Origin of the sequence: Natrinema sp. DC36 (assembly GCF_020405225.1) — an archaeon.
In the GTDB taxonomy this organism is placed as follows: domain Archaea; phylum Halobacteriota; class Halobacteria; order Halobacteriales; family Natrialbaceae; genus Natrinema.
The window spans coordinates 661032-681471 of record NZ_CP084472.1 but is presented as its reverse complement, the minus strand read 5'-3'; the positions used below and the strand labels follow the sequence as shown (position 1 = coordinate 681471).

The following is a 20440-nucleotide window of genomic DNA, read 5'->3' as shown; positions in this document are numbered from 1 at the left end:
AATGAATTGGGACAACGTCGGATATGTTATTAGTTCGCAGTACAGAATTGAAATTATGAAGCGGCTGGACGAAGGGCCAAAGACTCCGTCTGCAATGGCGAAACCAAACAGTGACATTCCCATTGCACACGTCTCTCGAGCACTCACTAACCTCCGTGAAAAGGATCTTGTAGAACTGCTCGTCCCAGAGGAGCGGAAGAAAGGACGAGTCTACGGGCTCACTGACGAAGGTGAGGCGATCTGGGAAGAAGCGAAGAAACAGGTAACTGCATGATACCTACCATCCACATACCAAATAGTAACAGTTATATGTATACAACTACTATACTGTAGTAGGGGGGAGTGTGGTCGGTTTGTGGGGTATAACTGTGCTAATTACTGTGTTGTATATTAACCGCACTGAAGTGCTGTAGCGGAGGCTGTTGCGGTATGGTTGTGGCGGAGAGACTTCTTGTATGCGGAGCGGTGGCTGTTGTGTTGCTGTAGTTACAATGTCGTATACACTGTCGTTAAACATTATCTGGTAACTACATCGGAATATTTATTACCCCACATGGTAAAGAAGTGGATGTGATGTCGAAAGCAGCCAACAACAGTGATTCGGGAACAGCGCCAACAGTCAATGGACACGCTCTCGACAGTGTTCAGGGCATAATACATGCCTTTTCATATCTCGGTGAGGAGTACAACAAAGGCGACATCTACGAGATCTCGACGTTGCACGGTCGTGATGCGGTTGCGATCGAGTCACGCACATCCCGATTTCAACACATGGATAAGATCCTCGCAGTTCACGGGAGAGACGTGCTCATCAGTGACATTACGTCACTGTCTGACGGTCGGCTCAAGATCGAGATAGTTGAGGAGTAGTTACCATTCCATAACAACTATATACCCACATGAATAACACATTCATGTAATGCAACCAGTTGAAGCCATTCAAGAACGGATTGACGACGGACAAATTATCGTGCTTTTGCAGGACGAATTTAACGAACCCCACGAGCGTGTCCGAACGACGTTCGAGGATTGTGATGCGCTCGAGTTGTACGCTCACCACTGTATGAGCGCGGCTGACCGTGAAAACGCTCGTGTCGAGCTTCACGAATTACGGTCATAGCTGATTTCGCAAGCCTTATTATCTGGTAACTACTATGTATGTATATGGGAGCAGATACCCACAGTACGGCGGTGCCAACGAATAGCGAACCAACCCTCCCCACCGACGATGTCCACGGTTTTCGAATTGAGTCTGTAGTTCACAAGAGTGGGTGTGATTACGCACTCGAAGATCAAGACGGGGATGTCTGGTTTTATCGGGATGGGTTGACTAAATCAGAGGTTGGTGGTTGTTTCGGAAGTTGGGACGGGACACTTAACGATCTCATTGAGGCGCTCATCGACTTCGCTGACTACGAGACCACTGACATAGGCGCTCGCCTGGACGAGATTGAGGCGCGTATCAGTGGCCTTGAGGAGACCGTCGAGGAGTTGAAGGGGAGTGAACAACCAGAAATGGATGATGAGTTGTGGTATAAATTCAGTGATGGTGGATACGACAAATTCTCTCGATCGAACGAGTCGGCTGTAATTGTGAACGATGAGGGTGCTATGAATAGAACAGTCGTTTCAAATAATATGTACGGTAGCGATGGTCAGGAGAATAGTGGATGGGGTGTTGATAGTACCATCCCAATGCCGTACCGAGGGGAGTATAATGAAGCGTGGAATGTTCGAAATCTCGAGACCCTCCGCGAGTCGGATCTGCCCTTCACTCCGTAAAGCGTAGTTCGCTATATCGATTCTTTTCGGTAGACTTCTCTGTCGATAATCTCGACAGCTAACTCATCGGTTGATCGAAACCGATAGAGTTATTATGAGGTAGCCATATGGTAGTAGTATGGGAAGTGAAGATCTGATCGTTGATGAAGTGGTTGCGACAGCAAAACGCATTGAAGCGATGGACGACCCAAGTGAAGAGCTTGATCCGTTTGAGATAAAAGTGGAAGCGTCTATCGACGGTGATATCAGTGAAATTATCGCCGTACTCACTACGGGCGGTCCGCATATCGAGGTTGCGTTATACGCGGGTCGAGTCGATGGATGGTGGGGCGGTGATGAACACACCGCTTCGATCATGGACGAAGATACCGAAACGCTACTCAGTCACCTCGCCGACCTACATCAAAGCTACTGGGAGAACAACGTCATCCAGTAATCGGCACACTTATTATGTGGTAAGTACATGGTTGTGGTATGGTAAGCGACCTTGTCGAACGGTTCAAAGAGGAATTTAATGCGGAAGAGGCATACGACATAGTAGCACACGCAACCGCTGACGATACATACGTCGGTGAAGACGGTATTGTCGCCCTCATTCCAAAAACCGAAATCAAATTCGGTGTTGTCGATCTCACCGAACTTGAGAGTGTGGGGTGGTCGCAGACAGACACTCTCGATGTCGATGGTAATATGACACGGACCTGGCGTTTCGAAAAAGAGGGTGTGCGTCATTACGTCACAGCCGAATACGTCGATCGCATTCTCGACGTGTTAGGTGAGGAACGCGAATATCTCAATAACAATTCCGAATCTCGGTTTGATCGAGGCAACGTCTATCCAGTCGTAATCGATGGTGGTGAGGACTACTGGTTCATGGTCTCACCTATCAAACTGTAAATCGGTACACTTATTATGTGGTAAGTACATGGTTGGTGTATGGTAGTCAGCGAGACACCCGATGCCGACCACGTTGAACAGATCAAAATTGGTGTAGCCGAAGAACACCTCGAAACCTATCCTGATAAACCAGACGATCATCCAAACACCATTACGGGGGAGGCGGAAGTCGAGATCGCTTTCGCTGATGGTGTTGAGTATGATCTCGATGTCGGTCCAGACGGTAACATCATCATTCAGTACTGGAAGAGTATGGAGGCGGAAGAATGAACGACGAGCGTCCGATCATTGACGACCGTGTGTTGATCGATGCTGGACGATTCACGTACAACGTGTCCAATATCTTCATTGATGGGGAGGGGACGACAGTAATTCGCCTTCGAGACGGCAACAGACACGTTGGAAAGACCAAAGAAGAGCTATACGAAAAACTCGATGAAGGGTGGAGCGTGGAGGAGAAACAATGATGAAACAAATTAGCATGGCCGTCGTTGTGCTCATCACCCTCGTTGGCACCCTTGCGTTCTGCGCTGCTGTAGGTGATGGTTTGTATTGGGCTGCTACGGGTGAACAAAACTTCTACGATCCAGTATTACTCGGGATCATAGGCGTCATGATCGCATGTTGCGGTGGGTTCGGTGTGTTCATCGTTGACGAAGAGTTGTAAAACAGAAGCTTTATTATGTGGTAGCCATATTGTACGAGTATGGCAAGTGAAGCCACCTCCGAAGAGGCAGAGGACATAATAATAACCGCGGAAGGCGTGCAGATCCGTGCGAACGAGACCGTCTCGACAGGCGAGTATGAGACGGGCAACGTTGGTGCGACGATCGATGCATCTGTCGAGGGTGTGGATATCACCAATGGACTACCAGACGAGGTTACACAACGCCTCTACGCCCTACAACGAACCATGCAAAACACGACGAAAGCGGCTGCGGAAGAGCGGAAGAAAGAGGCGGAAGGACTCAAATGAGAGTAGCATACGACGACGACAGCCACATGTACTTGCTTCAAGGACCAGGGGTCGGTATCTGGTTCAAACGGTGTGAGAAGCGAGGGAGCCGATTGGTGTTGTATAAATCACGTTCAATGGAAGAACGTGTGGGCTACGTCGATGGTGTCGATAAGGACAAGCTCGAGGTCGGAATGACAATGGTTCGTAACGATCTCGAAGAATTCGATCTCGAAGGAAATAACCAATATCAATAATGAACGGAGAACTACAACAATACATCGAGCAACTCAGAGAGTACGGTGATATCGACAAAGTCCACGTCCGCGATGATGAAGAAATCATCACAGTGATGAAAAATAATGAGGCGATGGGGCTCGGAAAACACGTTACAAAGAAATTCCTCGAGAATGGGTACGCGATCCTCGAGTGTGGTTACGGAAAGATCATGTTCGGACGTGTCGAACCGTCGTTTGAATTCTCAGACGAGTAAGATTTTCTTCTTACTTACCAACTGTGTGCTGAGTAGATACCACAAACTTTATGGTGTGGTAAGTACATGGATGTAGTATGGCAAGTGAAGCCAACTACGAAGTGACCGAAGATACGAACGGATCTGTTCGACGCAAATACAATACGCTAATAGCTCGAGACGACTGTGTGTTCACGTTCCTCGATGATACGTTCGTGTATCCAGATGATGAACGTGACTTTCATGGTGCGACTGGTACGCGCATGGTTCCCGTGACCGAGGAGGAGATGCAACGGCGGCGTGAGCAAATGCGAGATCCAGAATGGTCTGGACTACATCACATCTACGTTGAGCAAGTTGAAGACGGTCTTGACAAGTCGTGGACCCAGTGGATCGATGAACAGCTACGCATCGAGGGAGATCGACTGCTCTATGATCCGTCGTACGAACACAAGTACGGCGAGATCGTCCGTGAAAAAGTATCCCGTGAGTTGGGGATGGAAAATATTGTAGCCGTCGAATGCATCGGTGGGGGTCGCATGTTCTCTGGCGGTGAGAACGAAAATGAATGGGGGGTAGTGTACGATCAAGAGGCGGTTGCTGTGGCGTTCGATGCGGAGGAGGGACAGTTCCCCGACGACGGTTACTGAGAGGAGCATAGTCGTTTTCTGAGCGGTTTTTCAATTGGTTTGGTGGAAACCACGTGTCTTTTCTAAAAACAGTGTGGTGGGTGCCACAGCCACGTGAGGAGAGATCTGTGGGTGAGTTGCGCTCGAGCCAGAATTATAATTAGAACCGTTTTTAACTTTCCCCAAAAATCGCCAGAAATATTATTAGGGCCTATTTCGAGGTTGCTGAAAAAATCGCCAGAAATATTATTAGGACGCGATCTGCAAAGCAGATCACAATCCTCGCCGAAAATCGCAGATTTTCAATTAGGGTCTATTTCACTAATCTGATATTATCCCCTCGTTCCCTTCGGTCCACATAACTGGTGGTAATATTATCCTGAGTAATACTGATGGTGTGAGAAATACATCTGAGTAATATCGGCGAGCATAACTGTGGGTTATGCGGCGGTGTGATTTCATACACTCAAGTAATGGAGCGATCGACATAAAAGAGACCATGTCGGTAATATTTGTCACTCAATCCATTCGTGAGAGTAATATCCAATGATCGTATTTTCCATATCCTGTTACACGTGTGTGGTGCGTCGATATCGGTGGGTTTATGTGGGTCGGTATGTAAGTGGTAATTGGATATGAGCGATATAATCGTAACGGATAACGATACTCTCGACCGTGAGACCGCTGTGAGTAAGAGTCAAACACCGAACGGACACGCACCCTATGGTGTTGCTGGTATGTTCGTTGATGATGCACATATCGTATGCGCGGGCTGTGTGAGCGACGAAGAATGGCACAACGAAGATAACAGCGTAATGTTCGGTGATGCGGAAAGTGACTATCCTGGCACCCTTTGCGCCGATTGTGAAAAACCGCTCGACACTCACATTCTTGTCTACAAGTCACAAGATCCGAAGCTTTTCTTCAGGCTACGAATGTCTGAAGAATTGGGCGAGTATAACGAGTGTCTAACCATTGAACAAATCGCTGAGAAAGCGAAAGAAAAGGCCTATGAAATGGGATATGCGGAGGCAAGTCCCATTGAAGGTGAATACGGTGAAGGTGGCGAATTCGCCGATTCAAAACCCGAGGTTCCAACGGACTCCGCTCGTTGGGCTAACATTCTTGCCCCTAAGCTCCGTTCGATCGCTGGATACGAAGATAGTGGGTATGGTACCTATCAAGAGTTACCGATTGATGTCGTGCATGACATCTATAACGAAGATGTTTCCACCGCATTCCGTGAAGGATATTACGATTGTGCGGAGGGAAAAGAACAATGAAAACTGTTGCTTGCCACAGCGGTTGTAAGCGTGAATTTAAAGTCCCTGATAACCACAAGAATGATGTCGAATACTGTCCCTATTGTGGTGGTACGGAGATTTGGATTGAGCTATAAAACGGTTTGAAATAAAGTCAGTTATTTTTTGACCTTCGATTATTACTCTTGTGCATACCGCCACCTTTATGTGCGATGGTAACTAAGTGGTAAGTGTAACATGAGTAGAAGCCAACTCCCTGAAAAGTTCGTTGAAGCGCGTAAACGCCGTGAGAAACAGCGGGAAGTGAACGAGAGAAAGACGGATCAATGACGATCAAACCATACTGGGCTGCGGAAGTGACCGCGGTCGTTGTAACAGCGTTATTACTCATCGGTCTTGCACTAACATGATAATACAACACACGGTTGATATTGAACACTCGAGTGACATAATATCATTCGGTGGTACGTTTCAAGTCGGTAACTATTCTCATTCAGGATCGATCGACATTCCGAAACCGTAGCGGAGAGTCAGTTATTTTTTGGCTCCGAGTTATTACTGTGGCGCATTCCCAGGAAATCGGTAAGTTTATATGTGTGTATAAGTAAGTGGTATGTATGTCTCAAGACAAAGATACGGACGTACGACAGATAATAAACGCAGTCGCCGATGGTTGGAACGAATTTGACGGGCTCCCGCCATACTCTGCCGAATACGAACGTGATAAATTTGCACTGTCGATTCAGAAAACGAATTGTTATGAAATTTCACTTCATCATCCAAGTGGTGAAGATACGGGAATGGATGGATACGCAAAAACGAACGTGTTAGATCAAAGCGCATGTGATACTGTCAAAGAAGCTAAGAAAGTTGTGGAAAACTATTCTAACAATCCAAACGAATATCTGGGATAACTGAGACTTTTTTATTTGTCTCGAGAATATAACTGTGAGTTATACCGCCCTACAATGTGCATGATTCATTCGATGTGCTTGTATGCGGTATGCACGTAACGTAGGGAATCAGTCGGATCGACTGGAGAAACTGACCCACGGGCATTCTATGGCTTTCTATGAGTGTGTAGCAGTGGCTCAACGAGTGTAATACAGTGTTCAATGGGTGTGTACTCTTATCCGCAAATTATTATCTCGAGTAATATCCTCTTGTCTCGAGTGACTGCCATGCCTTGCGTACGCGGGAAACGAAAGCCTTATGTGTGTATGCACTAAGTGGTAAGTACGAGGCAACTCGTCGCGGGCTATCTGGTAAGCACATCCGCGTAAGATAGCCTAAACAAGCCACCAAAAACACAGTGATTCACCAATGTACAAAGCACACACGACGGTAAAACCGACGAATCTCGAAGGAAACAACGATATCGCTCGAGAGGACACACATCTGACTGAATCCGACCTATGCGATGTGTTGGGACGATGGTACGCCACAACCAACCCGAATCATGTCGAGTCATTCGTGCAAGGTGCGTACGATACGATCGCTCGAGTGAATTCGGTTTGGTACGACCGCATTCCTGTTCCAGTCATATGGACCGATGAGGATCCCTATGATAGTTTCGCTGATATGAAAGAGTCAGTCGCTCGAGATAATGAGCTTCGGGTGTTCAGTGGTGGTTCCACTCCAGAACACATGTCATGGGAAGATAACGTGAAGGCTCGAGCAGTGCATGATTGGTTTGGGCATCTCGAGTGTGATACCGACTTTTCGCTCGAGGGAGAGTATAAGAAATTTGAACACATCAAGGGGCGCTATCCCCGTTTCGTTCGCCCGCTATTGTTCACTGAGATAGTCGGTCAACGAGCGGCCGCATCCTACTACGATGGTTTCGGGTATCCCCGTTTCACACAAAAGGCACTGTTCGCTCCGTGTTATCTGCGTACCATGATGAGACATGCATTCAATGACTAACTCGAGTTAATTCAGGCACTAACTCGAGTGAAAGGCCCCCATCAAGATTAGCTTCGGTGGGGTGTCGCACGCTCGTTCCACTGGGGTCCATTAATTCCCCCTCTGTGTTGTAAAACGATAGCAGATATATGGAAACCGCCACCATGACTGTAAAAATTATTATTTTTGTGAGACGAGTTGCACCCAAATTTCCGCGCCCTTCCTACCGCTTAAAAGTTCCAGAAATATGATTAGGAGGGGTTACGCTCATTCATGAACGAGCATGAAACCGATCAGATGCATCATCGGGGAATGTCACTTTCATTACACCACCACTCATTTTCAGGTAGTCTGATGGGACACTTATAAACACCATCTACAGACATTATAGCCTCTGTTAGCTCATCAGAGTCGATATTGAATCCAGATACTTCTACAGTGTATTCATCTGCAATGAATGTCATAGCGTACCTCCACAGTACGGACAGTAACGCCAATTCCTATAGTTAGGCTGTTCTAACTCCATTCTATCGTACCACACTCGATTGCAGTTTGTGCATTCAACTTTCATACCGATACACCAGTCCAATTACAACCGATGATGTGTTCTGCTTGATGTTCCATGTCAACCATCAATTTAACGTTTGAGGGTCTATTATCTTGCTTATGTTTATTTATATGATGTACTTCAGTTCCATCTGCAAAGACAGCATGGGGGTCTTCTCCGTTTGCAATCACAAGGAGTTGATGAATATAAACTCCCTTGTTATCATCTCTACACCATGCTTTACGATATCCACGTGGATCTCGAACATATGATGCTATCGGAACTCCAGCACCGCCTGGTCCTCGAGCCTCTATATCGTATTTATCCAATTTCCTCCCAATAGTTCTGGCACTACAGTCAAGTTCATCACCAATCTCACTTTGACTCATCTCATCATCAATATACATTTTACGAAGCAACTCCTCATCTTCATATCTTTTACTCCCCATATACTTACTACGTACTACAGACTGATAAAAGTCACGGTTGTATCCATCAAATTGGTCCGCCATGCACCCTACCGTGACACGACTCGCAGAGGGTGATTAGGTTGCGAAACGTGTTGGTTCCTCCACACCCTAATGGAACGATGTGGTGGATCGGCGCTGAACTATTCACGTTCGTTCCACAGCCCTGGCACGTGTAGTCGTCCCGCTCGAGGACCGCAACACGCATCTCACGCCATTCGCTCTCCTCTGGGTAGTCAGCCATCTGAATACAGCCGAGTAGCTCGTCATACGGCTGTTGCTCGATCCAGTCGGTTGTGGCGATCACTCCAGCGTTGTCCTTCGATTTGACGCCTCTATACCAGACGTAGTTTGCAGAGTCGTGATGCGTAACAAGTATGTTCTCATCACGAGTCTTGTGCCAGTAATAATTACCGATACGGATGTGCTGACTCACGCTTGAAATAACACCTCTCCAGATTCGCTACACTCCCATCCCCCACATTTAGGACATCCAAATGTCTCTGCTTCAGCACCACATATTTTACACGTTTCTTCCCCGTCGAAATCAATGTGTCTCCCGTCCCATTCCGATGGGGGTATTTCTTCGTGGCTCATCCTTCCACGTAGATGTAGCCGTCGTATTCGACGTATAGCTCGTCTACATCAGACACGTCAATTGTTTCGATCTCTACATCCCTCGAACTATCTGATAGTAATTCAGTCATATTGATGGTCCTTGGTACTCGTAGTATTTCACATCAGTTGCATGGTACGGACACCCGTAGCAGTATCCACATTTGCTCCGCCCAGTAACGATATTAGGATGCGTCACGACAATGTTGTTCTCATATTCCCGTACAAGAGCCTGATATCGGTGTTCGCCCGTCCAAAACTGACTTGCGTAGTTCATCACGAATTTTGGCGACCTCGAGACATCTTGTATAGGTTCGGAATCAATCGCATCACAACCTCATCCCCCTCTTCTCCTTCAGGAACGTGGATTGTTCGAGTCACAGTGGAATCTCGTCACGATCGTAGCCCGCTTCAGCGATGCGGTCACGGACTCGTTGTCTGCGGTCAACACTCTCTCGCATCTTACGAGACTCTCTGATGAAGCGCATTTGTGCTGCTCGATGGTCGAGATATCCGAATGGGATATCATCTTCGTTTGCTTCACCCACAGCGAAGACAATAGCCTGATACTCCCCAGTATCAAGGTCCTCGAAGTATGTTACACCAACATTCTCAGTGAGTATATCAGTCCAATAGTCCATACTCTCCTCCTTATACTACTTACGTGTTACTTGCACTTTAATGTTCCGATTACAGACCTACGATTGTCACGACTGTCTCAATTCTCGCAACTGTTTTATATATTAGTTGTGTTCTGTGAGACGTGTTGTTAGCTTACGGACACTATTAGTCCCCCACTTAAAACGGGAAGAGGGGCTGGAAAAGCTACACCAATCTAATATCCCCTCTGAAATTAACTGGTAACTAAGTCGCAACATTTATGTGTCTGTGGTGCGTAAGGATAACTGTAAGTAATAGATATGGGAGTCGAATCGCATAATCTGTCTCGGAAGGCAAATGACGGTAGTCGAGATGATATGAGGGATGATCGGTACGACGAGCAGCGGTATGAGAGCCGTGACAGTCGATCTAATACCGATACTTCGTTTATCGAATACGATATAGATAGTCTTCAGGTTAGTCAGCGTCGGAAGAATGAGTATAAGCGGATGCTCCGTTGGCAGGAAGGTGAGGATCCGTACGACGCTTACTCATCCAATCGGAAGAGTCGTGAGCAGCAGAACCGAGAGGAATGGAAGCGACGGATTGTTGATACCTACACGTCTCATCTTGATCTAACTCGATATCAGAAGCAGCGAGTTAAGCACCTCACGCTCGATGTGATGCATATCAACTCGTTCGGTCACTTTTCCATTGAACAGATTGTTCTTGGAATTATCAACCGAGTTGCTCGAGAGGACGATCGTTGGATTGAGGACGAGAAAGGTTTCCAGAACCTCTGCATCGACGTTGGGTTTGAAGAAGGTGAGGTTGCTGGTCAGATGAAAACACTCCGCTCGATGGTCCGTGAGCGCATTCCGAGTGACAAGAAACGACAGCGTTGGGATTAGTTCGAAAGTTTAAATAGCATGTAAGACGTAATTACATGGTAAGTAATGAGCGTCTCAAGTTCATCGGCATCTTATACCAATATAGATACGGTTTGTGACAAGTGTGAAAAAGATTTTGACAGTGCCGAAGATCTAATAGTTCATCATACGAAGGTTCACACTCGAGGTGTGGATGGGGAGTACGAAGAATGTGATGAGTGTGATGAAGAATTTTACGACACTACATTGTATAGGCGACATTTATCAAGATCCCATGGGATAAGGAATGTTAGTAAAGTAGAAGTAGAATGTCACTGGTGTGAGGACGATCATTTGATTAACGAGGGTCAAGTGGGGCGATATGAAAGAACATTCTGTTCGAGAGATTGTCTTCACGAGTGGCAAAGTGAATGGATGAGTGGTGAAAACCACCATAATTGGAAAGGTGGGTGGAGTAGTGTAATATTTCCCAACGGTATGAGAGAAAAAGTTCTCGAACGGGATTATTACACGTGTAGATTGTGTAGAAAAACTGACGAGGAATCGAAGGAAGAACATGGTAGAGGATTGCATGTACACCATAGAACGCCACGAAGGTGTTTTGATAATGAAGATGAGTCTCATAGTCTCCATAATCTGATTTCGCTCTGCCCAAGTTGCCACAAACATATTGAATCAAAAATCGATCTTTTATAAGCGGGATACGAGATTACACTTTAAGTAGAACGAGTGTGAACCGATTGGTTCTCTCGTTCTGTTCGAGTCATTTCGCTGGGACCGAACGTGGCTCGTTCGTTTCTGCCCTTTATAGGTAGGAACGCCACCCCGACCACACCGTTTTGGTGTATCACTTCACTCATGGAACCTCCAGAACCTCCACACGACGATTACCCAGAGTCCTGGGAAACGTTTTGGCGTGGAGATGAACCGTGGGGTCGGACTGACGATGAAAAGGAGTTCTCGTTAGAGACGGGAAGTACGGAACCGACAGATGGTCGCTGTGGCGCACCAGTTCGTGATTACGAACGACGCTACGGCGAAGTCCGCTTCTGTACGCAAATGCCCGAATCTACGTTTGTAGAAGACGGTTCAGATTACTGCAAAACACACAAACAAATGGATGATCTAATGGAACGTGCCGACGAACTTTTCGAACATGGATACTTTGCAACGAACTTTATCAATTTTGCAAAGCACCTATCGCCTGAAAAGTTCCTTTTCGCCGTCGAGATGTTTGACGGTCTGACCGAACTTTCTCAGTTCGATCTCGAGGTGGAGCGTGTCGAACGTAACCTCGATACGTCTGGTTCTGATCTTATTCAAGAAAATTCGGTCAATGTTGAATTGCCGATGCCGCAGAGCGCCTTATACAAATTTCAGGCCACAGAATTGTGGTATGCAGCTCTCACCGAGGTTATGCAGCAGAACATGAAGGAGGTCGTGTTCAAAGACGGTGTCGCCGTCGATACGATTTCGCAGTCGGCTGATATGGAGGGGAAGATTACTGACACGAAAACGGAGAAAACTGAACATCATCTTCACCTCCCAATTTCCCGAGTCACGAAGGACATCAAAGAACACCTCAAGAACGGAGGTGTTGAGATCGATTCTGACGACGGTGGCGGCGTTCTGACGTTCCAGAAGAACGACTATACCCTATCGGTCAAGCCAGGTGAAGAATCGACTGACGACGAATCTGAGACGCCTGAGCCAATTTCTGCTGAACAGTTCACTCAAGAGATGGAGGACGACGGTGAAGCCGCAGAAATCGAATTAGAATAGATGACAGTACACCAGAACGTTCCAGACGAGTTGCGTCAGCGACTCCCACATGATATTAGACTGTATATCAGGAACTTCTGGCAGCATCCAAACGACCCAGAGCGGGATTACGACTTTTACGCCGACGACGGAGAGACGTTCCTGTCGTACATGGCTCACGAAGATGGGCCACTCGTCCCAGGTAACTGGGGAGACGTGGTCGTTCTGCTCTACGCTCGTGGTTGTCTGAAGACGACGACCGCGACAGCCGCAGCGGAGTGGGCTGTCTCAGAGTATCCGATGGTCGAGGTTGACGTTACTGCCCCACGGACGGAGCAGTTCGGTGAAGTGATGGACCGTTTCAAGTCTCACGTCAAACAGTCGGGACTGACATCGGTTCGAACCAAGAACAACGTCTCACACCAGAAGTTTGAGCGCCAACTCGAGAAGAGCAATGGAGACAAGGTCCACGTCGAGGCCGACGTAAAGGCACGATCGGCGTGGGGAGATGGTGACGGTCTGCGTGGTCTCCACGGTCACGTCGGTGTCATTGACGAGTTTCAGGACGTTGACGAGGGGATGTTCTCCACATTCCTCGAAGCAGTTGACCAGTCCGTTCCTCAAGTCGAATACTTCCCGACAATTGTTGTCATTGGAACGCCGAAAATGGCTAACTCTTTCTTCCACGAGTTGTGGGAGATGTCGGACCAGAAGTCTTGGGACGCCGACGAAGAGGCGTGGATCTCCCAGTCCGATGGTGACGAATTCATTCCTGTTGCACTCGAGGAGCAGCGAGAAGAACTTCGAGGAGAAGTAGAGGAGTTGGAAAAACACCTTGAAGGGTTGATTCGTGAGCGGTGGAATGAATATAAAACTCTCCACCGTGAGGACGCTCACACCGCCGATACGGAGTTTGAAACGGACGAGATCAAAGACATCCGTCGTGAGATAGAAGAGAAAACTGCTGCTGCTGATTCGATTGAGGGATATAAGGTCACTGGGTGGCACATCGATCAGTACGCTTCCCCGCTTCACGACGACGCTAAGATCGAGTTTAAGCGTCAGAAATACACGAAGAAGAAGTTTAAGAACGAAGTTCTGGCCGAGTTTTACACGCCAGAGAACGACCTACTGTCCGACAAGCACGTTGATGAGCGCCTCATCCCAGATAAGAGCTTTACCAACAAACGCGAGTTTGACGATAGTACGGTTGTAATGGGGGTTGACTGGGGTGGTGGTGGCGGTGAAGACGCATCTGATACGGTAATCGTCGTGGGTGAAAAGATCGAACACGACGATGAGTATACTATCGTCCTCCGTGACATCGAATTTATCGACTCTGATCTGAACAAGCAGGACGAGCTTGAGGAGGTCGAGAAGCGGATTCGAGACTATCAGGTTGATCGGGTCGCGGTGGACGAAGGATACGGTGCAAAGCAACGTGAGGACCTTCAGGACGGTAACAACATCTGGAACGACGATGGGTGGGATGACGTGTGTGGAGTTATTTACGGGAACATCAAAGACAAGGACAAGCCGAAGTTTTCCAATAACAACGCTCGTGACTCGGCGTTCTGTACGGTTGCACGCACCCACATGATTGAGGGGATGGTTGACGACTTTAAAAGTGGGAACATCGATATTCCTGCGGCGGACCTCTCCTTCGATCGAAACGGGGATGGGACGATGTTGAAGGATCAACTCACAGCCCCGTATACTGACCGAGTCGAAACGTCTGACGGGAAAAAGAAACTAAAAGTACTCTCCGATCGTAACGACGACGCTGCACATGCATTCACGTACATGTGGATTGCAGCAAACCGATTCGGGTCGCAACGGACGTTGAAAAGCATCTCGACCAACTCCCGTCGTGGATATTAAGTGATTTAAATGGCATTCGAAACTGACTCTACTCAAGAATCGTACGACGGGACTACGTCCCGAACCTCTACAACGACGTATTCGGAATCTGGGGCTCGAGCGACCAAGGGGATTGACACTCACGACGGTGACTCGTCTGACGAGGTTGATCCTCGGAAGCTTATGTCCGATCCCCACATTAATGACGTTCGGTGGCTCTATCGGACATCGTTTGCAAAGACGCTTGTTGATAAACCGATCAAAGACTCGTTTAAGAACGGGTTTGAGGTGAAGCGAACGGCAAGCGACAACACATCAAAGAGACTTAATGATGTGGAGGAAATTTACGAGGACACTGAGTTTGTACCGAAGTATAAACAAGCTCAGATGAAGGCGAGGCGGGACGGCTTCTCTCTGCTGTTCATGGTCCTTGAAGACGATTCGGACGGTGTTTACGAGGATCCCCTCGATGAAGATGTGTCTGTAAAGAACATTAAGAAGCTCCAGTGTCTTACGCTGGATGACATGTCCAAATACCACGGTGGCACTTCTCCGCCAACTGGCGAACTCGCCTCTCAAATACCGTATGACAGTGATGATTACGAGATTCGAGAGACGGGGATGGTTGTGGACATGGATCCGACTTCGGGGACTTATAAAGAACCACTCGGATACATCGTTGGACAAGATAATGCCCGCGGTGCTGAAGACGTAAACTTCATTCACGCAAACAGATGCTTCCATTACACGTGGAATACAGAGGTAGACAGTGATCTCGACCAAGACACTCTCGGCAATTTCGAGGGCGACTCGGTACTTGTCACCGTCTACCACATTCTTAAAGGAATTAAAAAGGGCAACTGGTCGATCATGCAGACGCTGTTCCGATATGCAGCGAAGCTATACCATGTTGCGCTTCCCGAAGACGCCGATGAAGAAGATCGGGAGAACGCTGAGGAGCAACTTCAGAACCTTAATGCGAAAGGCGAGTTGCTCACTCCGCATGGGTATGAGATAGACGATTTCCAGACTGACGGGCAACTACAGCCGAGGGAGTATTTCGACGTACTGTTCGATCAGGTCTGTGCGTCGATGGAGATGACCAAGTCCGTTCTCTTCGGCACTCAGAGCGGTGTTGTGAGCGGATCCGAGACGGACATTAAGAACTATTTCAATCAGGTCCAGCGCATTCGACAGTCCATCATGGACGAGGATCTGAAGGAATTTATTCAGCGGTATTACCGTATGATCGACGGACGGACGGATTCATACGGATATAAAGCCGAATTCGAGATCGATTGGGGGCCACTGTTCAAACTCTCCGATCTGGATCAGGCTGAAACGCTGAGTCGGACGATGCAGACGCTTAAAGCGGCTATTGACGGATTCATTATGACGCCGATGGAGGCTCGCTCCATTCTGAAAGAGGAATGGGCTGAGGCTGATATCGACTGGAATGATGAATTCTCGACGGAGGAAGAAGACTTCCTCAAAACGCTCAATATCGCCCAGATGGGTACTGAAGGGGCGTTGCCTGGAGGGTCTGAAATCAATGGTTCAACACAACAGCAAAACGGTGGTGGGATGGAACAAGGCCAAACCACCGCCTCTGAAGATCCGTCTACAGACAGTGAAATGAATGATGATATTCTCGACGCAATTGCTGAGAGAGTGGTTGCAAAGATGGACTAATTATGACTGACGATTATATTTTCACCCACGACGCTGCAACGGTCTCGTACGACTCGTGTGACGTTGATGGGATTACAGTTGACGACGATGGGACTGCTTCATTCGACTGGAATGAGATTCCCGTAGTCGAGATTGATGAACCGCCTCACGCAGAAGCGTTTGACACCGACGAGTACTACAAGATCGAGGATGCGACTGTCGCACGTCCGATCAAGCAGCCGTACCTCGTTGGTGATGAGATTGAGGTGTACAAGAAACCCGCAGACGAGCTTCGTCAAATGGCGTGGTCGCTCGATAACGCACCGTACACGCTCGAGCATCCCGACACGGGGATGGTGAAACGCACGGCTGACGTGCATGGATTCTGGCGAGACCCGCGTTACGACGACGATGAAGACCGTCTAAAGGAAAACCTCTACGTTCCGACGAACGACGATGATGCGAAGCGGTTCGTTGAGGAAAATCAGGACGTTTCGATCGGATTCTACAATCGTGTTCACGGCGAATACGATGGTGATACTGGGGATTTGACTGACGACGACGTTGATGGTTTCCAGGTCAACATGTATGGCGACCACATTGCTGGCGTCAAACGTGGACGCTGTAGTGGATCTGAGGGTTGTGGGATCAACCACGACCGATCCCACGAATCGCAGACTGGCGACCAGTCTGAGGGTTGCGGATTAGATCACGATTCGTCTGACGCACATGGCGAAGTGGTCTTGGAAACTGGAGAGACGCCGATTAATGCTGATGACGCTACAGATGGGGATAGCGAGGAAGAATGTACCCCATGTACTCAAACAATGACTGACGACAACAAGTTCGACATTTCCGTTGATCTTGACGACATGACGATTGATAGTATCGCAGAACAGTTCGACGCGGTTGCCGATCTTCGAGAGGAGCGTGATTCCGCTGTTGAAAGTGTTACCGAGATTCGGGAGGACCTCGATGAGCACGGCTTCGAAGTTGATGAAGACGAATGCCCGTGTGAAGTTGTTGACGATGTTCTCCACGACTATGAGGAGAAGGATGAGACTGTCGAGGCGGTAGAGGACGCTGTTCCAGAAGCGTTCAAGGACGCTGACTCGCTCGAGGACGCTATCGAAGAGATGGCAGACTCGTTTGCCGAGTATCGCAAGGGTGAGCGTGAAGAGGCGCTCGACGACCTTGAGGATCTCGGAGCAGACCGAGACGATTGGGATGAAGACTCTCTCGAGGATATCCGTGAAGAGATCGACCGCCGAGAAGAGGTTCTCGACGGGATCAATGTCGATGCGAAGGGCATTGAAACGGATAGCGGTGAAGAAACGACTGACGAAAACGTCGATACGACCTACAACGGCCGTCGTACTGTCGGACGTGGGTACAAGGCGTAACGGTTCTTTAAGTGTTTGATACGAGATTACACTTTAAGTAAGAAGCAGATACTACAACAGAAACTTAGATAAAACTATGGCAGTTCAATTTTACATCGAAAGTGCGGATCGAGCGTCTCAGAGCGGGGTCGCCAACGAGGAGATTGCCCCTGGTACGCTCGTTACTGACGAAGGCGCGGGTGTTACCCGATTTGCCTTTGCTGATGGGGAATACACGGGTCTTGCGCTATACGACCCCGAGTACCTCTCGGCCTATAATAACACCGTCGTTCAGCACGGTAGCACCACCTTTGACGAGACGTACGACGTTGACGACCGAGTTCGATACCATCCGAGTGAGGACTCGGCGGTTGTCAAGATTCGTACTATCGAAGAGGCCACTGCGGGCATTACAGCCAGTCCGAACATCGGACATGGTGATATCGTCGGCATCGTTGATGAATCCGATGCAGACGCTCCTACCTCGACGGGCCGAATTGTCGAGGAGGGGTACACCAACGACGAGAACGACGACGCCGCGTCTACGACGTTCAGTCGTGCGAATGGCAACTTCCTTGCGATCGGTCGGGCGTACCGACCTGGAAAGCAGAACAACGAGAATGTGACGGACTACGACGGTGTCGTTCGTACTGTTCTATTCTCTGAGGCGAAGAACTGAGGTAACTTATAATGACAACTACTTCCTTTCTGACTGAAGAAGCACAGACTCTCCTCGAACCCGACGAGGATCTTATGTTCGAGCGCCGTGGCCGCAGTCGCCGCGGTATTCGACGTGAACTTGCACCAACGACCGAAATGGAGCGCGGTACTCGGTATGTCGAGGAGGGTGACGGTGTTTACGCATCCCCCGAATCCGACATGCCAACGACCGATACTTCGGTCGGTGAAGTTCTCGGGAACGTTGACATCGTCCGACACGTCGGTGAAAACGTTCGAATCCCCCGCATGACTCACGGTCTCACTGTTGACGCGGAAGACCTCGAGATCGACGGTGCGGAAGAGAAGGTTCAGCGTTCGATGGACCTTCTGATGGAGACGTTCGACATTCAGGCCGATCTCCAGTTCCTCCTCGGCATTACTGACGAAGAGGGTACCTCGGTTCAGCCTGGGGTCTTTGAATGGATGGACAACAACATCAATCCTGATAACGTCATTGACGCATCGACGTATGACGTTGATACGGACCTCAATGGCGTTCCTGCCAACCTCATCGTTCAGGAGGCGTATTCCAACACGAGTGGCGAATACGTTGATGATGCGTGGGACATGGTCCTGTGGGACCACTCCACTCGAGCGCAGTGGAACCAGATCGATAATAACAGCGGCGTTCGACAGTCGTCCCAGTGGCTTGACCTTGGGTCTGACGCACAGAACGTCGGCCAGTCTCTCGTCAATGACGCTGTCGTAATTCCCGAAAAGATGGGGCTCACGACTGCGCCTGGAGCGGACGACTCGCTTAGTTTCGACATTCCGTTCCCCGACGACACGATGTATCTGGTCCCCGACCACGGTGGCGACTTCTTCCAGACCTACGAGCAGCCCGAACCAACGCTCGTTCAGGAACCCATCCGTAAGAACGGTGGGAAGATTGAGTACGAATACTACTGGCGTGGTGGGCAGGCATACGGATTCGGTACGCAGCGTGTCGATCAATACGATTACACCGCCAAGGACCTCGTTCGAATCGACAATGTGTCGAGCCTATTCTAATTGAGTGAATGGGAATGGCAACTGAAGAATCATATGATCCCTCATTTCGGGACAAACAAGCCGATGAAAGGCTTGACGAGCACGATGCTCGTATTTCTCGACTTGAAAAGGGATCTCTAATCGCTCTTGGTTTCTTCGTTGCTCAAGGAAATGAGATAGCAGATACCGTAATAGCGTTCATCTAACATATGCCCCTCCCCAACTTCGCAATCACGTCTGACGCAGAGCTTGAAGAGGCTGCCCGTGACAAGACGAGTTACAACGACTCGGTTGACGAATGGCCGTCTGCTCAAGCGTCTGGCAACATCGATGATGCGAAGCGTGTTCTCTACATGAAGACCCACTCTCAAAAGTGGTACTCTGATGTAGCGTATGGGCAAGCCCTTGTCGCTCTCACTGCAATGAAGGCGAAAGAGGCCGTCGAAAACGTCAATATCACTTCGTATGGTATTGGTGATGAACAAGTGGCGTTCTCTAACGCTAATCCAGAAACGAGTCAGCAGATTATTTCGTGGTCTGGAGAAGTGAACGATGGTATTGAGGAAAGCGAACTGGACTTTGATGGTGGCGAGTCACCATCGTTCAGCAACACAGCCTCATATATAGGGTAATAGATGACACAGCGATCATCTGGCTTTTCTCGAGGTCGTGCATTGGGTGGTATCACCCGCATCATTTCTGCTCGAGCAACTGCAAAGACATTCACGTCTGTTAGTCAGACGAAGAACAGCCTCGACCAGACCGATGAAACCACGTCGGAATACTCGGAGGATATGTGGTTGTTTGATCCAGAGGAACGCACCACATCTGAGGTCGCTGGTGAGCGCGTCAGAGGCGATCTGGGCGGTTTGATTATCGCTGAGGGGGATGGGTCGGGCAACTACGAAGAACCCGTTGAGCGTAACGACAGGATCGTTCATGGCGGCGTGGAGTACGAGGTCGATACGATCGTTGGTGTTCCCGACGACGAAGAGCCAAACTACTGGACCATTTCGTTTATTAGGCGACAATAAT

General features: G+C 48.7%; 28 protein-coding genes. 24 read left to right on the top strand and 4 right to left on the bottom strand.

Annotated features, from left to right (window positions below; translation table 11 throughout):
- The first annotated feature begins 1 nt into the window (after position 1).
- The 14 genes from LDH74_RS03770 (at position 2) to LDH74_RS03705 (ending at position 7923) form a co-directional block, all read left to right on the top strand.
- Complete coding sequence (locus tag LDH74_RS03770; protein WP_345778547.1) at positions 2–274, top strand: winged helix-turn-helix domain-containing protein; 273 nt, start codon at positions 2–4, stop codon at positions 272–274.
- 299 nt (positions 275–573) lie between these two features.
- Positions 574–870: a hypothetical protein gene (locus LDH74_RS03765; protein ID WP_226041200.1), complete on the top strand. Its 297-nt coding sequence runs from the start codon at positions 574–576 to the stop codon at positions 868–870.
- A 294-nt stretch (positions 871–1164) separates the two neighbouring features.
- On the top strand, positions 1165–1782 hold the full coding sequence (locus tag LDH74_RS03760) for a hypothetical protein (RefSeq protein WP_226041199.1): 618 nt from the start codon (positions 1165–1167) through the stop codon (positions 1780–1782).
- Between the two features lie 118 nt (positions 1783–1900).
- On the top strand, positions 1901–2218 hold the full coding sequence (locus LDH74_RS03755) for a hypothetical protein (RefSeq protein WP_226041198.1): 318 nt from the start codon (positions 1901–1903) through the stop codon (positions 2216–2218).
- A gap of 38 nt (positions 2219–2256) precedes the next feature.
- Entirely contained in the window at positions 2257–2679 is a 423-nt protein-coding gene (locus LDH74_RS03750) for a hypothetical protein (protein ID WP_226041197.1), read from the top strand.
- A gap of 39 nt (positions 2680–2718) precedes the next feature.
- Positions 2719–2949 carry a hypothetical protein gene (locus LDH74_RS03745; protein ID WP_226041196.1) on the top strand — a complete coding sequence of 77 codons (231 nt, stop codon included), beginning with the start codon at positions 2719–2721 and terminating at the stop codon, positions 2947–2949.
- Positions 2946–3146 carry a hypothetical protein gene (locus LDH74_RS03740; protein WP_226041195.1) on the top strand — a complete coding sequence of 67 codons (201 nt, stop codon included), beginning with the start codon at positions 2946–2948 and terminating at the stop codon, positions 3144–3146. Before LDH74_RS03745 ends, LDH74_RS03740 begins: the two co-directional genes overlap by 4 nt.
- A complete protein-coding gene (locus LDH74_RS03735; protein WP_226041194.1) occupies positions 3143–3346 on the top strand; it encodes a hypothetical protein in 204 nt (67 codons plus the stop codon). Before LDH74_RS03740 ends, LDH74_RS03735 begins: the two co-directional genes overlap by 4 nt.
- A 39-nt stretch (positions 3347–3385) precedes the next feature.
- A complete protein-coding gene (locus LDH74_RS03730) occupies positions 3386–3655 on the top strand; it encodes a hypothetical protein (protein WP_226041193.1) in 270 nt (89 codons plus the stop codon).
- 235 nt (positions 3656–3890) lie between these two features.
- Entirely contained in the window at positions 3891–4127 is a 237-nt protein-coding gene (locus tag LDH74_RS03725; protein ID WP_226041192.1) for a hypothetical protein, read from the top strand.
- 77 nt (positions 4128–4204) lie between these two features.
- Positions 4205–4756, top strand: a complete 552-nt coding sequence (locus LDH74_RS03720) for a hypothetical protein (RefSeq protein ID WP_226041191.1) — start codon at positions 4205–4207, stop codon at positions 4754–4756.
- Positions 4757–5370: 614 nt separating this feature from the next.
- On the top strand, positions 5371–6018 hold the full coding sequence (locus tag LDH74_RS03715) for a hypothetical protein (protein WP_226041190.1): 648 nt from the start codon (positions 5371–5373) through the stop codon (positions 6016–6018).
- A 596-nt stretch (positions 6019–6614) separates the two neighbouring features.
- On the top strand, positions 6615–6911 hold the full coding sequence (locus tag LDH74_RS03710) for a hypothetical protein (protein ID WP_226041189.1): 297 nt from the start codon (positions 6615–6617) through the stop codon (positions 6909–6911).
- A 409-nt stretch (positions 6912–7320) separates the two neighbouring features.
- Positions 7321–7923, top strand: coding sequence for a hypothetical protein (locus LDH74_RS03705; RefSeq protein ID WP_226041188.1), 603 nt, complete (start codon positions 7321–7323; stop codon positions 7921–7923).
- 281 nt (positions 7924–8204) lie between these two features.
- Here LDH74_RS03705 and LDH74_RS03700 read toward each other — a convergent pair whose 3' ends face one another.
- From LDH74_RS03700 to LDH74_RS03685, 4 genes are all read right to left on the bottom strand, one after another.
- Positions 8205–8366 carry a hypothetical protein gene (locus LDH74_RS03700; RefSeq protein ID WP_226041187.1) on the bottom strand — a complete coding sequence of 54 codons (162 nt, stop codon included), beginning with the start codon at positions 8364–8366 and terminating at the stop codon, positions 8205–8207.
- A 103-nt stretch (positions 8367–8469) separates the two neighbouring features.
- A complete protein-coding gene (locus LDH74_RS03695; protein WP_226041186.1) occupies positions 8470–8898 on the bottom strand; it encodes a hypothetical protein in 429 nt (142 codons plus the stop codon).
- A 46-nt stretch (positions 8899–8944) separates the two neighbouring features.
- Positions 8945–9352: an HNH endonuclease gene (locus tag LDH74_RS03690; RefSeq protein ID WP_226041185.1), complete on the bottom strand. Its 408-nt coding sequence runs from the start codon at positions 9350–9352 to the stop codon at positions 8945–8947.
- 556 nt (positions 9353–9908) lie between these two features.
- Positions 9909–10172 carry a hypothetical protein gene (locus tag LDH74_RS03685; protein ID WP_226041184.1) on the bottom strand — a complete coding sequence of 88 codons (264 nt, stop codon included), beginning with the start codon at positions 10170–10172 and terminating at the stop codon, positions 9909–9911.
- Between the two features lie 336 nt (positions 10173–10508).
- Between LDH74_RS03685 and LDH74_RS03680 the strand changes: the two genes are divergently transcribed.
- The 10 genes from LDH74_RS03680 to LDH74_RS03630 all read left to right on the top strand — a co-directional run bounded on the left by LDH74_RS03680 (position 10509) and on the right by LDH74_RS03630 (position 20439).
- Positions 10509–11042: a hypothetical protein gene (locus LDH74_RS03680; RefSeq protein WP_226041183.1), complete on the top strand. Its 534-nt coding sequence runs from the start codon at positions 10509–10511 to the stop codon at positions 11040–11042.
- Positions 11043–11879: 837 nt separating this feature from the next.
- Positions 11880–12803 (top strand): hypothetical protein, encoded by a 924-nt coding sequence (locus tag LDH74_RS03670; protein ID WP_226041182.1) that lies wholly within the window; start codon positions 11880–11882, stop codon positions 12801–12803.
- Positions 12804–14663 (top strand): hypothetical protein, encoded by a 1860-nt coding sequence (locus LDH74_RS03665; RefSeq protein ID WP_226041181.1) that lies wholly within the window; start codon positions 12804–12806, stop codon positions 14661–14663.
- A 162-nt stretch (positions 14664–14825) separates the two neighbouring features.
- Positions 14826–16334: a phage portal protein gene (locus LDH74_RS03660; RefSeq protein ID WP_226041180.1), complete on the top strand. Its 1509-nt coding sequence runs from the start codon at positions 14826–14828 to the stop codon at positions 16332–16334.
- A gap of 2 nt (positions 16335–16336) precedes the next feature.
- Positions 16337–17716: a DUF2213 domain-containing protein gene (locus tag LDH74_RS03655; protein ID WP_226041179.1), complete on the top strand. Its 1380-nt coding sequence runs from the start codon at positions 16337–16339 to the stop codon at positions 17714–17716.
- 76 nt (positions 17717–17792) lie between these two features.
- Complete coding sequence (locus LDH74_RS03650) at positions 17793–18374, top strand: hypothetical protein (protein WP_226041178.1); 582 nt, start codon at positions 17793–17795, stop codon at positions 18372–18374.
- 371 nt (positions 18375–18745) lie between these two features.
- Positions 18746–19426, top strand: coding sequence for a hypothetical protein (locus tag LDH74_RS03645; RefSeq protein ID WP_226041177.1), 681 nt, complete (start codon positions 18746–18748; stop codon positions 19424–19426).
- Between the two features lie 14 nt (positions 19427–19440).
- Entirely contained in the window at positions 19441–19611 is a 171-nt protein-coding gene (locus tag LDH74_RS03640; protein ID WP_226041176.1) for a hypothetical protein, read from the top strand.
- 3 nt (positions 19612–19614) lie between these two features.
- A complete protein-coding gene (locus tag LDH74_RS03635; RefSeq protein WP_226041175.1) occupies positions 19615–20037 on the top strand; it encodes a hypothetical protein in 423 nt (140 codons plus the stop codon).
- A gap of 42 nt (positions 20038–20079) precedes the next feature.
- Positions 20080–20439: a hypothetical protein gene (locus LDH74_RS03630; protein ID WP_226041174.1), complete on the top strand. Its 360-nt coding sequence runs from the start codon at positions 20080–20082 to the stop codon at positions 20437–20439.
- Position 20440 lies beyond the last annotated feature (1 nt).

Excerpts from the sequence above, each read along its gene's own strand:
- LDH74_RS03725 (WP_226041192.1), top strand. The coding sequence starts at position 3,891 with ATGAACGGAGAACTACAACAATACATCGAGCAACTCAGAGAGTACGGT.
- LDH74_RS03640 (WP_226041176.1), top strand. The coding sequence starts at position 19,441 with ATGGCAACTGAAGAATCATATGATCCCTCATTTCGGGACAAACAAGCC.
- LDH74_RS03720 (WP_226041191.1), top strand. The coding sequence starts at position 4,205 with ATGGCAAGTGAAGCCAACTACGAAGTGACCGAAGATACGAACGGATCT.
- LDH74_RS03695 (WP_226041186.1), bottom strand. The coding sequence starts at position 8,898 with ATGGGGAGTAAAAGATATGAAGATGAGGAGTTGCTTCGTAAAATGTAT.
- LDH74_RS03685 (WP_226041184.1), bottom strand. The coding sequence starts at position 10,172 with ATGGACTATTGGACTGATATACTCACTGAGAATGTTGGTGTAACATAC.
- LDH74_RS03700 (WP_226041187.1), bottom strand. The coding sequence starts at position 8,366 with ATGACATTCATTGCAGATGAATACACTGTAGAAGTATCTGGATTCAAT.
- LDH74_RS03735 (WP_226041194.1), top strand. The coding sequence starts at position 3,143 with ATGATGAAACAAATTAGCATGGCCGTCGTTGTGCTCATCACCCTCGTT.
- LDH74_RS03730 (WP_226041193.1), top strand. The coding sequence starts at position 3,386 with ATGGCAAGTGAAGCCACCTCCGAAGAGGCAGAGGACATAATAATAACC.
- LDH74_RS03710 (WP_226041189.1), top strand. The coding sequence starts at position 6,615 with ATGTCTCAAGACAAAGATACGGACGTACGACAGATAATAAACGCAGTC.
- LDH74_RS03770 (WP_345778547.1), top strand. The coding sequence starts at position 2 with ATGAATTGGGACAACGTCGGATATGTTATTAGTTCGCAGTACAGAATT.
- LDH74_RS03670 (WP_226041182.1), top strand. The coding sequence starts at position 11,880 with ATGGAACCTCCAGAACCTCCACACGACGATTACCCAGAGTCCTGGGAA.
- LDH74_RS03680 (WP_226041183.1), top strand. The coding sequence starts at position 10,509 with ATGAGGGATGATCGGTACGACGAGCAGCGGTATGAGAGCCGTGACAGT.
- LDH74_RS03750 (WP_226041197.1), top strand. The coding sequence starts at position 2,257 with ATGGTAAGCGACCTTGTCGAACGGTTCAAAGAGGAATTTAATGCGGAA.
- LDH74_RS03660 (WP_226041180.1), top strand. The coding sequence starts at position 14,826 with ATGTCCGATCCCCACATTAATGACGTTCGGTGGCTCTATCGGACATCG.
- LDH74_RS03755 (WP_226041198.1), top strand. The coding sequence starts at position 1,901 with ATGGGAAGTGAAGATCTGATCGTTGATGAAGTGGTTGCGACAGCAAAA.
- LDH74_RS03715 (WP_226041190.1), top strand. The coding sequence starts at position 5,371 with ATGAGCGATATAATCGTAACGGATAACGATACTCTCGACCGTGAGACC.
- LDH74_RS03650 (WP_226041178.1), top strand. The coding sequence starts at position 17,793 with ATGGCAGTTCAATTTTACATCGAAAGTGCGGATCGAGCGTCTCAGAGC.
- LDH74_RS03635 (WP_226041175.1), top strand. The coding sequence starts at position 19,615 with ATGCCCCTCCCCAACTTCGCAATCACGTCTGACGCAGAGCTTGAAGAG.
- LDH74_RS03665 (WP_226041181.1), top strand. The coding sequence starts at position 12,804 with ATGACAGTACACCAGAACGTTCCAGACGAGTTGCGTCAGCGACTCCCA.
- LDH74_RS03760 (WP_226041199.1), top strand. The coding sequence starts at position 1,165 with ATGGGAGCAGATACCCACAGTACGGCGGTGCCAACGAATAGCGAACCA.
- LDH74_RS03655 (WP_226041179.1), top strand. The coding sequence starts at position 16,337 with ATGACTGACGATTATATTTTCACCCACGACGCTGCAACGGTCTCGTAC.
- LDH74_RS03765 (WP_226041200.1), top strand. The coding sequence starts at position 574 with ATGTCGAAAGCAGCCAACAACAGTGATTCGGGAACAGCGCCAACAGTC.
- LDH74_RS03740 (WP_226041195.1), top strand. The coding sequence starts at position 2,946 with ATGAACGACGAGCGTCCGATCATTGACGACCGTGTGTTGATCGATGCT.
- LDH74_RS03745 (WP_226041196.1), top strand. The coding sequence starts at position 2,719 with ATGGTAGTCAGCGAGACACCCGATGCCGACCACGTTGAACAGATCAAA.
- LDH74_RS03645 (WP_226041177.1), top strand. The coding sequence starts at position 18,746 with ATGGAGACGTTCGACATTCAGGCCGATCTCCAGTTCCTCCTCGGCATT.
- LDH74_RS03705 (WP_226041188.1), top strand. The coding sequence starts at position 7,321 with ATGTACAAAGCACACACGACGGTAAAACCGACGAATCTCGAAGGAAAC.